Here is a 15,046-nt window from a genome sequence, read left to right as displayed (position 1 = left end):
TCTTTATTTCAAACTTCTCAAGAAAAAAAAGGGGCATTTTTTTTTATTTTTCTTAGGGTGTATTTATATAACTATCTAGTGGTCAGTTTTATTGTTGGGGATTTTTTTTTATAAAAAGATCAATTTGAATATTTTTTAGCATTGTAAGAAAATGCATTAAATGATCAATCACTCAAACATTATTAAGAATAAAAAAAAAGAATTTTAGTGGAAGTGATTTAAATTATTTATTATAAAAAACAAGAAAATAAATTCCTGCAATAGATCTGTAGGAATTTTTAAATGAAATTTTGATTTGTTTTAAGGAATAAAGTAATTGTTGGCTCGGATAGGTTTTTTTTTAGATTGTAGTTGTAATTAAATGACATCTTTTACAAAAATGGCTTTCCTTATATAGGTCAAGATATAAGAAAACTTTTTTTTAATCTTTTTCATGATAAAAAAATTGTAATTCTCTATTATTTGAATTGGCAATCATTATGCCATTTGTCAGGTCTGTGGTAACTTTAACATAGGTCTGATTTTATAGCATTTTTTTAATTAATCATTATGAAACAATTGTGAAAATATTTTCGTTATTTATTGTTCTATTGGTGATAAGATTCCTATCTATTCCATATAAATTCTGAAAAATATCACTCTGAACCTGAGAGCTGGAAAGGTATCCCCAATGATTTCCGACTTCAAATTTAAAGCTGCTCAGTACATCATCTTTCACAAAAGTACAGTCGATGATAGATACGATATCCTTATAAGGGCTAATATCACTCGGCCCGTTTTTACCAAGCCTTGGGGTAAGAATATTTTTGGTAAACTGTGAGATTCCCAGGATCAGATCCTGCCTGTTCAGATAAATGGAAATCCGGTTGGCAAGCAATGGTAATTTATTAAAGGAATCTTCTGAGTCTTCAAATACTTTATAGGATACATCGGCATTCAATAGGATTACCTGATCAATCACTCTGAGGATATTCTCTCTTTTAAGACTGTAAAGCATGCTTTGAAGTACTCTGTTGCCCAAAGAGTGAGCCATGATATGAATTCTCTGGTTACATGGGATGAGATCACGGTTGGAAAAAATATCCTTTAAAAACTGAGTGTAAAAGTAAAACAGTCTCAATAATGAGGTTCCGGAATTGATGCTTGATGCCTTGTCGTCAAAATAGCTCAATGGAATAATATTGCCAGAAGCCGGCCAGCTCACAAATAAAATATGTTCAACAGGAGAAGCGGGATTGTCAATGAATATTTTTTTTAGATCAAGAATAGCCTTTAATTCATCATCAAAATTGTACAGATAACCATGAATAAATATCAGTACATCACTTCGGTCCTTAGTGGCAGACATATTTTTGTACAGTTCGTAGAACAGTCTTTGGGTTCCGCCGAGATTATTGGCTGTAAGAGAGGATTTTTTGATGCCTTTTTCATTCTGCAGAACTTCCAGAACTTCTTCATAGCCTTGTTTTTCAGGTTCTGAAAACAGTTTGTAGTTCAGGATGTTTCTGTTGGTGTAGTCTTTTTTCTTTTTGGCAGCAGCAGTGGGCTCCTTATAATTATCAAAATCACATTTTGCAATCCTGAAATTAGGAATTGAGTATTCGTCATTGGAAAAAGAATCCACTTTTTCACCCTTATGACGGATGATTTTCCGGTTGCTTAAGATGTAAACGGCCATAAGCGATAATTTGGTACAATGGTTTTAGCTTGACCTAAATTAGTGAAAAATACTGAATTACAATGCAAATGGCTTTAAAATTATCATTTTCAGAAACGCTTATTTTTCCGTAACTTTGTACCACTTTTTTTGCTATAAAATAAAAGCTAATTTAATGGAAGAAGAAAAAAAATCACTCAATTTTATTGAGCAAATTATTGAAGATGATCTGGCAAACGGTTTGAACAAAGATCAGATCCGTTTCCGTTTTCCGCCTGAACCAAATGGTTACCTGCATGTAGGGCATACAAAAGCTATCTGCATCAACTTTGGTCTTGGTGAAAAATACAACGCTCCTGTAAACCTTCGTTTCGACGATACGAACCCTGAAAAAGAAGAGCAGGAATTCGTAGATTCTATTAAGAAAGATGTTGAATGGCTAGGTTTCAAATGGGACAAGGAATTGTATGCCTCAGATTACTTCCAGCAGCTTTACGAATGGGCAGTACAATTAATAAAAGATGGAAAAGCTTATGTAGATGAGCAGCCTTCTGAGATGATTACCGAGCAGAGAAAGAATCCTACAGAACCAGGAGTGGAATCACCATACAGAAACCGCCCGGTAGAGGAATCATTGGATCTGTTTGAAAGAATGAAGAATGGAGAATTTGAGGAAGGTACAATGTCACTTCGTGCAAAAATCGATATGGTTTCTCCCAATATGAATATGCGTGATCCTGTAATGTACAGAATCCTGAAAAGACCTCACCACAGAACGGGAACTGCTTGGAAAATCTATCCGATGTATGACTGGGCACATGGTGAATCTGATTATCTGGAGCAGGTATCACATTCATTATGTTCATTAGAGTTTGAAAATCACAGACCTCTTTATAACTGGTACCTGGAGCAGGTATATGATGAAACGAAAGTAGCTCCTAAGCAGAGAGAATTTGCAAGGATGAACGTTTCTTATATGATTACTTCTAAGAGAAAACTGCAAAGATTGGTGGCTGAAGGAGCAGTAACAGGATGGGATGATCCTAGAATGCCTACCATTTCAGGGATGAGAAGAAAAGGGTTTACACCCACTTCTATCAGAAACTTTATTGATAAAGTAGGGGTTGCGAAAAGAGAAAACCTGATCGAAATTCAGTTACTTGATTTCTGTGTACGTGAAGACCTTAATAAGGTGGCTAAGCGTGTAATGACTGTAGTAGATCCTGTAAAATTAGTGATTGAAAACTATCCTGAAGACAAAGAAGAATGGGTAGAAACAGAAAACAATCCTGAACAGGAAAATGCAGGAACCAGAGAGATTCCTTTCTCAAGAGAATTATATATTGAACGTGAGGACTTCAAAGAAGAGGCTAACAATAAATTCTTCAGACTGAAATTAGGCGGAGAAGTTCGTTTAAAATCAGCATATATCATCAAAGCTGAAAGAGTAGAAAAAGATGAAAATGGTGAAATTACTACGATCTATGCTACTTATGATGAGAAGAGTAAATCCGGAAGCGGAACAGAAGAAAGTTTAAGAAAAGTAAAAGGAACACTTCACTGGGTATCTGCCAAACATGCAATCCCTGTAGAAATAAGAATTTACAACCAATTGTTTACGGTAGAACAGCCGGATGCTGAAAAAGATGTAGATTTCTTAAACTTCATCAATCCTGAATCTGTCGCTACAGTTCAAGGTTTTGCTGAACCAAGTCTGAAGGATGTAGCTGTTGGAGAACCGCTTCAGTTCCAGAGAATCGGATACTTTACAAAAGATCAGGACTCTACAGATACTGAATTGGTATTCAACCGTACAGTAACACTAAAAGATTCTTTCAAGCCTTAATAATTGTAAGGAATGAATATAAATAAAATCAGGACTTAGAAATAAGTCCTGATTTTTTATTTTTTACAACGAATAATCTAATAAAATAACTCGTGTATTAGTAGCAATAAAAAACTTTGCGTCTTCTATTTTCCAATAGTAGGAATCCAGTGTTTTCTAACTTTTTACTCCCTTGATCCAATCCTGGAATTTACCAACCTGTTCCATAAAGAAAGACTCATGTTCCTCTTTTTCTTCAGGACGGTTAACCAATATATGTTCAAAGTAAGTGTCTTTCAGGATTTTTCTTAGAATTCCTTCTCCCAGGAAAGGTTTATAATCGTTTAATGCCTGAGTTGCTTTTAACAGATGTCGGATATCATATTGTAATGGGTTTATATCAGGAACCTGCTTGTTGAGGTTAAGGAGATTATATACTGCTATTCTGGCTGTTCTTACAGAGCTTTCCATCGTGAATACAACATCGTTATTGGTTTCTACAAATTGGCCAACCAATCCTAAGTTAGTACAGCCTTCAGGAACCACTCTCGGGCGATCTCCCTGAGCTCTGGGCATAAACATAGAGGTGATGTAAGGCATAAAGGCAGTACGGACAATCGTATTTTCAATGACGTTATCAAGCTGATCTGCCATTCCAAGATGGTGACACAGTTCTGCAAGGATCTCATTTCCGGTACATTCAGGCATTGCTTTTTTAATATAGTTCCCTTCTTGATCCATGAGTAGGGCGTATACCCATACTACAAGAATATCATCCGGCTGGGTAGGGTAGTGTGGCTGTCTGTTACAGGTAAAGCTCATTACCCAATTAGAATCTGTAATCGTAATAATACCTCCCGTAGCTGTTTTTCCGGAATAAGGATCATTTACACATAATTCTTTTAATTTCTCAGTAAATGCAGAAGGACGGCATGTTAATGTTGCAGATTCCCAAGATGATTTTTCAATATGGCTACAGAATTTTTCAGGTTTTCCGAAAACTTCAGATTTGGCTGCAAGGTTTTTCCATAATTTCCATCCGGCACTTTGTCCGGCACTGCTGTTGTCTATGGTGACTTCCGGAACTGTATTATTATCTCCGTAGAAAGTACTTTCCGTCATAGATCCGGTAGTTACGATTACGTAATCATCTTTTCCGATGGGTATTCTGACTTCTTCTCCGTTTTGCTCGGTAATAATGCCTTCTACTGTTTTTCCTTCCGTATTAATATGAACATCAAGATCCTTTACCAAAGTATCGAACTGGATTTGTACTCCTTTCTCTACCAGGAAGTTTTTTAAAGGGGTAACAAAGGTATCATATTGATTGTATTTAGGGAATACAAGGCATGAAAAATCTTTCATTCCGTCAATAGCGTGAAGGAATCTGTGCATATACAGTTTCAGTTCCAGTAAGCTGTGCCAGTTTTCAAAAGCAAACATAGAACGCCAGAAGAACCAGAAATTACTGTTCAGAAAAGATTCTGAAAAATAGTCTTCAATACTCAGATCATCTAGCTCTTCTTTTTTCTTTAATAAAAGTTTGACAATCGCCAATTGATCTTTTTTCTCCAACCCGAATTTGCTGAAATCCTGAATTTGTCCCTGATTATGAATCAATCTTGCTTTTGAATAGTTGGGATCGTTATCATTGATGAGACGGTATTCATCCAGAACACTGTAAGGTGCAGGCAATTCCAAAGCAGGAATGTCCTGGAATATATCCCACAGATTTTCATAAGTCATATCCATTTCACGGCCACCACGGATGATATACCCATCTTTTGCATTCCCGGCACCATCCAGTGATCCACCTTCAATTGCCAGCTGATCCAGAAAGATAATATTTTTACCGGGAACATGGCCATCACGGATGAAATAATATGCTGCAGACATCCCTGCAATGCCGCTTCCGACAATATAGATTTTACTGTTTTCGTAGGATTGTAAAGGAATTCCTTTATTTCTTTGATAGTTTCCGATCTGGTCTGAAAAAGGCATTGTCTTTTCAGGAGTGTTAATCTGAACTTCCTTGCTTGAATCCGGTTCGTGGTTCACTTTCCCAAACTGGTCAGAGGTATTTAAAACTTTGTTGAATTTTGAATTGATCGTACTCATTTTTATGTTGTTTTTAATGAACATGATAAAGGTACCCCTATTCAAAAAGCAATGTATATCCCTAATGTCAGAATTAGTGTCCCGAAATTCCTACGACTGGATATTTTCCGTTATTCTATACTCAGAAGGAGAAAGAGAAGTGTGCTTTTTAAAAAAACGGCCAAAAGCAGAGGTGGAATTGAACTGAAGTTCAAAAGCTATTTCCGAGATTGTCAGGTCCGGATTTCCCAGCATGACATAGGCTTCTTTCAACAGGGTTTCATCAATAACTTCATGAGGAGTCTTGCCACAGGCTTTTTTAATGATTTCAATAAGGTATTTGTTCGAAATACAAAGTTCATTGGCATAGAACTGAACGGTTCTGTGGAGTCTGATATTTTCCCGGATAAGTTGACTGAATTTAAGATAGAGATCCTTTTTTCCTTCTTCTTTCTCAGGATCTGTAGCATATTTAGCATCCAGAATTTCGGCGGTTTCCAGCAGAAGATTGAAAATAATAGTGCGAACAATTTCTTCAGTAAATTTTCCCTGTTTTCTGGATTTCTTTTTGAGGTAATCCAAAAGGTTTTGTAATACCAAAGCATTTTTAGGAGAGGTTTTTACAATACTGTAGGAACCGTTGGAGAACAGGTTCATTTTCTCAATGATAAAAGGATTAGATATATTTTTGATCAGAAAATTCTTGTCGAAGAATAATAATTTTATCCTGAAATCCTGACTGGTTTTCATAAATCTCACAATAGTAGACGGAGCTGCAACCAGAATGCTATGGGCATCAGCTTTATACTGATGACGGTCTATTTCAACACTTACTTCTCCTGCCGTACAGATGCAAAGGGCATAATAATCCATCCTGAAAGGAGCTTTAGGAAATTCGAAAATGGGGTTTCCGGAGGAGATATAATAGGATTGCCGGCAGTCAATACTATAAAAAGACAGCGTATCGTGTAAGTTTTCGTAGGTTACCATTTTTGCTGTTGATTGATTTTTTATAGATTTTTTTTGAAATTTAAGGTTAAAAAGCCTATTGTTACTGCAATTTACGAATTTTATAAATGTTTATTAAGGGTATGTGTCTAAAATATTTGTTTTTATTCGGATGCAGTTGATTGTTTGTTTTTATGATTGTTATTTAGAAAAAGGCTTAAAATAAAGGTATTTGAGCCTATTTTTCCCTAACTTTGCACTTTCAAATTTTTCCCCCAAAATATTATTGTGAAACTGATAAATGTATACACGAGTTCTTTTAAAGGACTCTCACAGGAGAGTTGGATGCTGGCGTTGGTAATGCTTATCAACAGGGCAGGTTCTATGGTACTTCCATTTTTGGGAGTGTATATGACCAATCATTTACATTTCAGTATTGAAAATTCAGGAATTGTCCTGAGCTTTTTTGGAATAGGTTCGGTGATAGGTTCATGGTTTGGAGGAATGATCACGGATAAGATTGGAGAATATAGTGTACAGAGCCTGAGTTTACTGCTCAGTGTGCCTCTCTTCTGTATGATCCCTTTTTTCACAACAGAAGCGGGATTGGCCGGGATTATTTTAGCGCAAAGTATTGTGAGTGAAACATTCCGTCCGGCAAACTCAGTTGCTATTACAAAATATGCCAAACCGGAAAATATTACGAGAGCATTTTCCCTGAACAGAATGGCAGTAAACCTTGGTTTTTCCATCGGTCCGGCATTAGGAGGTATTCTATCTGCTATTTCCTATGAATTTTTATTCTACAGTAATGCTTTAGCTGCTTTATTGGCGGGGTTAATGTACATTTGGTTTTTCAGAGGCCGGGCAAAACTGGCCAAACAGGAAGCTAAAAAAGTAAAGGAAGCAATAGCTGTTAAAAAGGAAAATTCTCCTTATCAGGACAATAAGTTTTTAATTTTCTGTTTCTTATGTATGCTGTTCTCGATCTGTTTCTTCCAGCTGTTCAGTACACTCACGATCTTTTACAAAGATACCGCTCATTTAAGCCAACAGAATATAGGATATATTTTAGGATACAGTGGTTTTCTGATTGTTCTTCTTGAAATGGGGTTTGTACAGCTTTCAGAGAAATATTTTACTCTGGCTTTTACCATGCTGATCGGAACTTTCCTTTGTGGGTTTTCGTATGCAATGCTTGCTTTTGATTATAGTATTGTTACCCTATTGGTATCCATGACATTGCTTTGTATAGGGGAGATCTGGACGCTTCCGTTTATGGCAACCATTACAGCTCTTCGTTCTGGAGAGAATAATAAAGGAGCCTATATGGGACTGAATGGGATGTCATTTTCCATCGCGTTTATTATTACTCCTTATATAGGAACATTGATTGCTGATAAATTAGGTTTTAATACTCTATGGATTGGAACAGGAATATTGGCAACAGGAATTGCGATTGCATTTTACTTTGTTATTCCGTGGATGCTTAAAGATAGGAAGAAAGTGGAAGGGGATTTGGTTTAAATTCATAACCGTTTCTTGTACAATATACAAAACCCAGCCGAAATCAATTCGGCTGGGTTTTTCTTGGAAATAAAAATCTGAAATTTATTTGATAATGATTTTTTTAGCTACTTTTTTACCCCCTACATTGAAGACCATAATATAGTTTCCTTTAGCAAAGCTGGTCAGATCTATTCGGGTTTCATTCGTAATATCGGCTTGGCTGTGTACCAATCTTCCGGCAATATCAAAGATATGTACCTCTGTAGAAGCATTCTTTTTCATCAGGACATTGAACTTTCCATTAGAAGGATTAGGATAGATCTGGAATCCGTCTTTTTCTAATGCCATATCATTTACAGCAAGTGTAGAGACTGGTTGTCTGGTACAAAGTTCGATAGAGGCAGCATTTACTGTTCCTGAAGTACTGTTTGCAGTAACATTGTTAAGAACATCCGATGTATGCAGTGCTTTTATAAGCCAGTTTCCATTTGGACTTTGGCCATAATATTTGCTCAGATCCAGTCTTATAGGTTCTATATGTGGATTGGTTCCCATATTATTACAGTTTATCACTGGAGATTCACCTTCCTGATCAAAGGTTGCTTTTAACACATTGGTTCCGGAGCAGTTTCCAAGCCAGAATATCTGATTGCCCTGATCATTAGGACCTTTAAGCAGCAATGCTGATTCTTTAATATCAGTATAAGTAAGATCCATGATGATATTGATGTCCTCAATCAGAGTGGTATTGGATACATTGATATTAATATTGGCAGGTGAACCCGGGCTGAATGCAAAAGTACCATCAGCCGGATATTGGGTACAGTTCATAGTTATATTGTAATCAATAGCGAAAGCCGGACTTGCCGCATAGTAGATGTTTCCTACAGATTCTACAATGATAAATGCTTTTTTGGCAGGAGTAGAAGGAATGGTAATCATTTCTTCCCCGTCATTAACCGTATTGGAAACAAGTGGCGTAAAAGTAGTTCCCCCATCCGTTGAAATTAAAATATTAACAGACTGAGTATTGATGGGAGCTGCGTTGGTGCCAGCCACATTCCATTTTAAAAGATGCGTGGATCCGGATGAGTAATTCTGATTTAATGATAGAGATGTAATTTTAAATGGACCGGTGCTTGCATCTACATTTATGATGGCTTCATCTGTTGCCGTCTGTCCACCACCAGTAGCATTATCTCTTACCAAACTTATGAATTTCATACTTCTGGCCACATCAGAAGTCATATTCCAGGTACTGTATAAGCTCCCTTCAAGAACTTCGTTGAGTGGAGGTAAGTATCTTGTAGGACTTGATGTTGGTGGATACACTCTGAAATTTGGAGTTACAGTAGACATACGATCCGGGAATGAATAATTTTTCATATTCTGTCTTAGCTGATTTGAAACATCAGCTTCATCTACAGGAATAGTGACATTAACATTAAAAGGTACATTAGGTTCTGCAATATCACTTTCCTCCCAGGAATATGTTAAACTATTATTATCAGGATCTGTGGCTGTAGCTGTTAGTTTAAAAGCAGTTCCTTTAGGAATGGTATAATCAGGGCCTGCATTTACAGTGGGTGGAGTATTCGTTATCTCAACGGTTGCCGCACAGCTTGTAGTTTTAACATATTTATTGATTTGGCTTATACTGTAATGAAGAAATTGATCGCTATGTTTAGAATCAACATCATGAGTTCCTGTTACACCAGGATATCCCATAATAGTGGTTCCACTTCCAGGCTCTCTGTTAGCACCTGTTACTGGATTTGTAATAGTCTGGATAGGCAGTATTCCAAATAACATAAATTTTACATCTAAATTTTCCGGTCTGGAAAATGTGTGGTTGGCACCATATTGATGACCCATTTCGTGTGCGATGACCATCGCGTAGATAAACCCTTGAGGTCCTGTTCCATTTACGGGTCCTGCATAAGCACTTCCTTTCTTTTTATCTACTTCTCCATTTACCTGTCCCTGGCTGTCCTGACATACAGAGGCAATCATTCCGGCATTTCCACCTCCAGTCTGATTAGTAAATAAAATTCCAATATCATAATTAGCTTCTCCAATGGTACTGGTTATTGCTGTCTGTACCTCATTATTAAGAGTCCCGGCAGAGCTATAAGGATCTGTGGTTTTATCTAAATAAATAATTTGATCATTATTAGCAATAAGATTCATGTGGATAGAAAGATCTCTTTCGTATACAGGATTGATATAGCTAATCAGGTTATTGATGGCGATCAGGGAGTTGGCAACAGTACCTCCATGAAATTCACTGAATTCTCCATCTACAGATACTGCAAGCCGGAATGTTCTGAATTTTTTATCATCTGTATTGTCTGTAGGGAAGTTTCCGTCTTTATTATTACTATTTTTCTCTTGAGTAGAACAATCAAATTTATCTATTTGTGAAAGTACTTCCGGTACAGCCGGACTTACCAGATATACAAGCGCATCTTTGGTTGCTGGTTCAATGACCGTTGGTTTCTGGCCGGGGCTGAACAGGATAATGTTGACTCCTTTTGGTGAAAGTCCAAAGCTGATGGTTTTCCCAGGATCATTTACAGATACTCCTCTGTAAGATTTAATATCCGGAAATTTTGCAGCTAGCTCAGGTGCCATATTGGAAGTTTCATAAACACTGTACCTTTCAAACTCCCCATCCAGTCTGGGAATGTCTATGATTACAGTAGATCGGGTGGCTATTCCTGTCTTGGATACAGGTGCTGTCTGTAATACTGATTTCAATTGATTGATATCCAGTAAGTAGGTGTTGGAGTAATCAGCTCCAATGTTTCTTTTGGATTCAATTAAATTTCTCTCATTGACTTTTGTCTTTTTCCAAAAATTCTGTGCATACAGGCTTTGGCTCCCTATGGCAGCAATGGCCAGAAATAGGTAGATTTTTTTTTTCATGTTTTTACTTTTTTAGGTTATTAAATTGATAATAACGTTGTTAAAAGTATAAATTAATCTCATAGGTTTGAAATATTTTATTTTATGTTAAATAATTGATTATCATTGTTTTGTGATTGTTTTTCGTTGAAAATCATATTGTGTTAAAAAAACTGAATGTTTATTTTTTATGAATAATATTTTTTTTTGAATAAAATCATAATTGCATGAAATTATAAAGCAGCCCATTTTTGGGCTGCTTTATAATTTATATTGTAATAGCTTGAAATAAGCAGATATATACAGTGATGAGAAAAGTTCCTCATTTTCTGTACGTGAGCAAAAACGGATCTTTTAGAGGTATTTTAAATTCCCTTATCCCTGCTGTAAATATCTTCAACGGTTCTGTGATGCCTGTCGTATACCATTTTCCATGGAAGATCTGTTGTTTTTACCGGTTTCCATTTTTCAGTGGTTACAGAACTGTTACTTTTCTTTATTTCGTTTCTACTGATAAGAGTTCCTTTCCTTTTATTTTCTTCAAAATCAATATTCTGAACATGATGAAGGTATTTTTGTACATGACTTATGAAGCCTGAAAAATCCCTGTTCCATTCATCAGAGATTCTGATCTTTTTATTTTTTCTGTTTTTCATCCAAAAGGTAAGTCTGTTCAGCCACCATGCGTTTTCCTTTAATTTAATGATCGGCGGCTGGTTCAGATAAATAATAAATTCTGAATGGTCATGGTATAGTATTTCAGAACCATAAAGAATCGTATCTATAGAATCCCAGGAAAAGAAATGGGTTTCATCCAATATGGGAATATTGAGAATAAAACCTTCCGGATTGAATGTCATTGTTCTTAATTTATCATCATTCATGGGCTAAAATTCAAATTTTTCTGTTACTCTGGCCTACGCGGTACAAAATTATATTTCTGTTGCCTGCTCTCTGTAATCTTTCAAACTGCCATTATCAGCATAAGTTCCCCTGTCAAATAGCTTATAAAAGCCTGTTGTTTTTAGCGGTTTACTGTAAGGAATACCTATTATTTCATTTTGCTTTTGGGTATACTTCACATCATTTCCAAATGTACCGTTTAGGAAAGCAGATGATATTTTTTCGGTAAGTAAGAACTTTTCAATAGACGGGTAAAACGTATTGAAATCAACATTGTAATAATCATCAATTTTTACCATTGGGAATTTTTCCTGTCTGGGCTCAGGTAAGATCTTATCATACCATTTAAGAGGCTGCTTGCGTACCGTTTCAGGCTTTTTGTTTAAAAAAATCCGATATTCCATAGTATGATAATCTCCGTCAAGAGGTGGAGAACTGATAAAGAAGATGGCTTCTATTTCACTCCAGCAGATGATCTGATTCTGAGTGTAGGTAGCAATTGTAAAGAAATCCTGATGGTATACCAGTTTTGCTTTATACTTATTAATTTCTTCTGTATGGCTTGACATGGTAACCCCTTTGTTTATGGTGTATAAAATAAAAGACAGAAGGAAACTTACCATAGCCGCCGCTGAAATGTAATAAATATTCATCTTATTTTTTATCATCAGGACAATAACCATAATGGCAATGATCAGAAAAATGGTAATTAAGATATTTAAAATAGTAATAGGATTAATTTTCATGGTTTAGAGGTTTGATACGGACTATCTGTATTTTTCAATTCCCATTACTGTATAAGAAATAAGAAGAGTAAGGATGATAAGAAATGAAATACTAACAGGAAAGAGCCATAAACCTCTTTTTTTTCCAGGTTTATAATATCTGAACCGGAAAAGAGTTAAGACTCCAATACTGAATACAGCCAGAATATTCAATTCTATGAATGACTGAGGAATCCGGCCGTCTTTATATAAATAAGAGTACCATACATGACTGATTCCGGCCAGCTGTAGTATTAATAGGATGATAGGTAGAATATTTACTGTACTCATCTTCTATTTTGTGAAAGCCTTATACAATTGCCTGTTATTTACAAAATAAAGCTGGTTGTTGATTTTGTGAGGTATGATTTTAAATTCCGGATCGCTGCTTGACATTATTTTGAATTTCCCCTTCTGTTGATTCATGAATATATCGATATAATAATACCCAGTTTCAACCCTATACGGGATGGATAAAACATAATGATTTCCGCCACCGCCCCATACCCAGGATTTGTTCATCATGGCATAGTCATATTCCTTAAAAATATTTTTAGGAGGCTGAGCATCTTCAAGAGAAGTGAAATGCCTTTTAAATTTAGGAAGTATTTTTTTTTCTGTGGGCTGTAGCAAAGGGCTTAGAAATTGATCCAAAGAATAAGGAGCATTCAATATTATAAATTGATCCTGCCCCGTATGTACATAAAGATCTCCTTTTTTCAGATTATCTGTATATGGAATTTTATCCTTCGGAATATTATATTCAGCAGAAAAATACCGGATAAACAATGAATCATTGATCTGGTTGATTTCATAATCCGATTTTTGAGTGTGAATACTTCTTAAACTATCTTCTCCTCTTTTATATCTGGCAGATTCGTCAATGATTTTTATGTCCTGTTTTTCTAATGTAATATCATTAAGGGCTTCATATTCCTTGTTTTTATTTTCTACAATAAAAAAGCCGTCACCATATACGAAAACACTGCTCTTAATACTATGACTCACACCAGTGCGAACAGAATAAAAACTGATAGTGTCCGGATAGTGTTTGTAAACCAGAGAAGAATCATTATATAAGATTTTATTTATCTCATTAACTACAGGCTGTATTACGATGTTGGAATTAGAGGTAGCTGGGAAAACCGGAATATCCGGAAATTTATCCTGTCCTTTTTCTTCTTTACAACTCAACAGAAGAATAGAAAGAATCCCCAAAAACAAGTATTTATTCATCATATCTTTATGTTTCTACACTTTCCTCTCCATCTGTATCTGCTGCTTTTATTATTAATTAGATCTGTTTTAAAATTATGAATTTTCAGTACACTTACAAAGAATTGAACTGACAATCATATTAGCATGAACCCTGGAATTTTCAATAAACCAGAGATGCGTATCTTTTCCGCCGCACACGACTCCTGCAAGATATAAATTGGGAATATTGGTTTCCATGGTTTCAAGGTTATAAAAAGGATTCAGGCAATCGCCATTTAGTTCAATTCCTGAATTTTTTAAAAATTCAAAATCAGGAAGGTAGCCGGTCATGGCCAGAACAAAATCATTTTCAATCTCATGCATCTGATTATTTTCATCCTTAAAAATTACGGAATTTTCTTTTACTGCTGTCATTTCAGCATTAAAATAAGCTTTAATACTTCCTTCTGCGATCCGGTTTTCAATATCCGGTTTTACCCAATATTTTACACTTTTTGAAATCTCGGAATGACGGATAACCATAGTTACTTCTGCACCTTTTCTATAGGTTTCAAGAGCTGCATCCACCGCTGAATTGCTGGATCCTACCACCACCACTTTCTGCTTTGCATACGGATAAGGTTCGGTATAATAATGTTTTACCTTCGGAAGTTCTTCACCCGGAATATTCATTAGGTTAGGAATATCGTAAAATCCGGTGGCAATCACTACATTTTTAGCTCTGTAGCTTCCCTTCGTTGTTTCAATATCAAATGCATCAGATTTTTTGGATACCTTCAGTACTTTTTCATAAAGATGGATATTCAGCTGTTTTTGTCGGGCAATTCCCTGATAATATTCCAAAGCATCCTGTCTTCCCGGTTTGGGTGCGGTAGAAATAAAAGGAACACCGTCAATTTCCAGCTTTTCAGCTGTTGAAAAGAAACGCATATACAAAGGATAGTTGTACAATGAGTTGACAATAGTTCCTTTTTCTATAATTAAATGATTCAAATTGTTTTTACTGGCTTCAATAGCACAGTTGATACCAATAGGTCCTGCTCCTATAATAAGAATATCCAAAATTTCCATATTACAAAGGTACGATGTAATTGGGAAACTGTATCCATAAGAAGGGATAAGATCATTGACACTTAGGAACAAAGAATAAAAATAAAGATACGGTTTTATAGCTCAGGTGTCAAATCCTAAAACTCCCTATATCTCGTATTGGCATTA

The 15,046-nt window shown here is 35.8% G+C and carries 11 protein-coding genes; 2 read left to right on the top strand and 9 right to left on the bottom strand.

Annotation, left to right across the window (positions count from 1 at the left end):
• Positions 1–547: 547 nt before the first annotated feature.
• Positions 548–1,678, bottom strand: coding sequence for an alpha/beta hydrolase (locus M2372_RS03885; RefSeq protein ID WP_123318273.1), 1,131 nt, complete (start codon positions 1,676–1,678; stop codon positions 548–550).
• Positions 1,679–1,832: 154 nt separating this feature from the next.
• Between M2372_RS03885 and M2372_RS03880 the strand changes: the two genes are divergently transcribed.
• Positions 1,833–3,503 carry a glutamine--tRNA ligase/YqeY domain fusion protein gene (locus M2372_RS03880; protein WP_115973157.1) on the top strand — a complete coding sequence of 557 codons (1,671 nt, stop codon included), beginning with the start codon at positions 1,833–1,835 and terminating at the stop codon, positions 3,501–3,503.
• A gap of 156 nt (positions 3,504–3,659) precedes the next feature.
• Here the strand turns inward: M2372_RS03880 and M2372_RS03875 are convergent, their stop codons facing one another.
• Together M2372_RS03875 and M2372_RS03870 are read right to left on the bottom strand one after the other, a co-directional pair.
• Positions 3,660–5,600 (bottom strand): oleate hydratase, encoded by a 1,941-nt coding sequence (locus tag M2372_RS03875; RefSeq protein ID WP_123319076.1) that lies wholly within the window; start codon positions 5,598–5,600, stop codon positions 3,660–3,662.
• A gap of 90 nt (positions 5,601–5,690) precedes the next feature.
• Positions 5,691–6,569 carry an AraC family transcriptional regulator gene (locus M2372_RS03870; protein ID WP_123318274.1) on the bottom strand — a complete coding sequence of 293 codons (879 nt, stop codon included), beginning with the start codon at positions 6,567–6,569 and terminating at the stop codon, positions 5,691–5,693.
• A gap of 303 nt (positions 6,570–6,872) precedes the next feature.
• Between M2372_RS03870 and M2372_RS03865 the strand changes: the two genes are divergently transcribed.
• Entirely contained in the window at positions 6,873–8,054 is a 1,182-nt protein-coding gene (locus M2372_RS03865; RefSeq protein ID WP_123318275.1) for an MFS transporter, read from the top strand.
• An 84-nt stretch (positions 8,055–8,138) separates the two neighbouring features.
• Here the strand turns inward: M2372_RS03865 and M2372_RS03860 are convergent, their stop codons facing one another.
• The 6 genes from M2372_RS03860 to M2372_RS03835 all read right to left on the bottom strand — a co-directional run bounded on the left by M2372_RS03860 (position 8,139) and on the right by M2372_RS03835 (position 14,899).
• On the bottom strand, positions 8,139–10,964 hold the full coding sequence (locus M2372_RS03860) for a reprolysin-like metallopeptidase (RefSeq protein WP_123318276.1): 2,826 nt from the start codon (positions 10,962–10,964) through the stop codon (positions 8,139–8,141).
• 344 nt (positions 10,965–11,308) lie between these two features.
• Positions 11,309–11,827 carry a hypothetical protein gene (locus M2372_RS03855; RefSeq protein WP_123318277.1) on the bottom strand — a complete coding sequence of 173 codons (519 nt, stop codon included), beginning with the start codon at positions 11,825–11,827 and terminating at the stop codon, positions 11,309–11,311.
• Positions 11,828–11,875: 48 nt separating this feature from the next.
• Positions 11,876–12,592 carry a hypothetical protein gene (locus M2372_RS03850; protein ID WP_123318278.1) on the bottom strand — a complete coding sequence of 239 codons (717 nt, stop codon included), beginning with the start codon at positions 12,590–12,592 and terminating at the stop codon, positions 11,876–11,878.
• A gap of 21 nt (positions 12,593–12,613) precedes the next feature.
• Entirely contained in the window at positions 12,614–12,901 is a 288-nt protein-coding gene (locus M2372_RS03845; RefSeq protein WP_123318279.1) for a hypothetical protein, read from the bottom strand.
• A gap of 3 nt (positions 12,902–12,904) precedes the next feature.
• Positions 12,905–13,849 (bottom strand): hypothetical protein, encoded by a 945-nt coding sequence (locus M2372_RS03840; protein WP_148060711.1) that lies wholly within the window; start codon positions 13,847–13,849, stop codon positions 12,905–12,907.
• A gap of 72 nt (positions 13,850–13,921) precedes the next feature.
• Entirely contained in the window at positions 13,922–14,899 is a 978-nt protein-coding gene (locus M2372_RS03835; protein WP_123318281.1) for a YpdA family putative bacillithiol disulfide reductase, read from the bottom strand.
• Between the last annotated feature and the right edge of the window lie 147 nt (positions 14,900–15,046).

Origin of the sequence: Chryseobacterium sp. BIGb0232 (assembly GCF_024810195.1) — a bacterium.
Taxonomy (GTDB): Bacteria; Bacteroidota; Bacteroidia; order Flavobacteriales; family Weeksellaceae; genus Chryseobacterium; species Chryseobacterium pennae.
Note: the sequence above shows the minus strand (reverse complement) of the source record. Positions and strands in the feature narration are given on the sequence as shown.

Coding starts and splice junctions, on each gene's coding strand:
- M2372_RS03885 (WP_123318273.1), bottom strand. CDS start 1,678: ATGGCCGTTTACATCTTAAGCAACCGGAAAATCATCCGTCATAAGGGT.
- M2372_RS03880 (WP_115973157.1), top strand. CDS start 1,833: ATGGAAGAAGAAAAAAAATCACTCAATTTTATTGAGCAAATTATTGAA.
- M2372_RS03875 (WP_123319076.1), bottom strand. CDS start 5,600: ATGAGTACGATCAATTCAAAATTCAACAAAGTTTTAAATACCTCTGAC.
- M2372_RS03870 (WP_123318274.1), bottom strand. CDS start 6,569: ATGGTAACCTACGAAAACTTACACGATACGCTGTCTTTTTATAGTATT.
- M2372_RS03865 (WP_123318275.1), top strand. CDS start 6,873: ATGCTGGCGTTGGTAATGCTTATCAACAGGGCAGGTTCTATGGTACTT.
- M2372_RS03860 (WP_123318276.1), bottom strand. CDS start 10,964: ATGAAAAAAAAAATCTACCTATTTCTGGCCATTGCTGCCATAGGGAGC.
- M2372_RS03855 (WP_123318277.1), bottom strand. CDS start 11,827: ATGAATGATGATAAATTAAGAACAATGACATTCAATCCGGAAGGTTTT.
- M2372_RS03850 (WP_123318278.1), bottom strand. CDS start 12,592: ATGAAAATTAATCCTATTACTATTTTAAATATCTTAATTACCATTTTT.
- M2372_RS03845 (WP_123318279.1), bottom strand. CDS start 12,901: ATGAGTACAGTAAATATTCTACCTATCATCCTATTAATACTACAGCTG.
- M2372_RS03840 (WP_148060711.1), bottom strand. CDS start 13,849: ATGATGAATAAATACTTGTTTTTGGGGATTCTTTCTATTCTTCTGTTG.
- M2372_RS03835 (WP_123318281.1), bottom strand. CDS start 14,899: ATGGAAATTTTGGATATTCTTATTATAGGAGCAGGACCTATTGGTATC.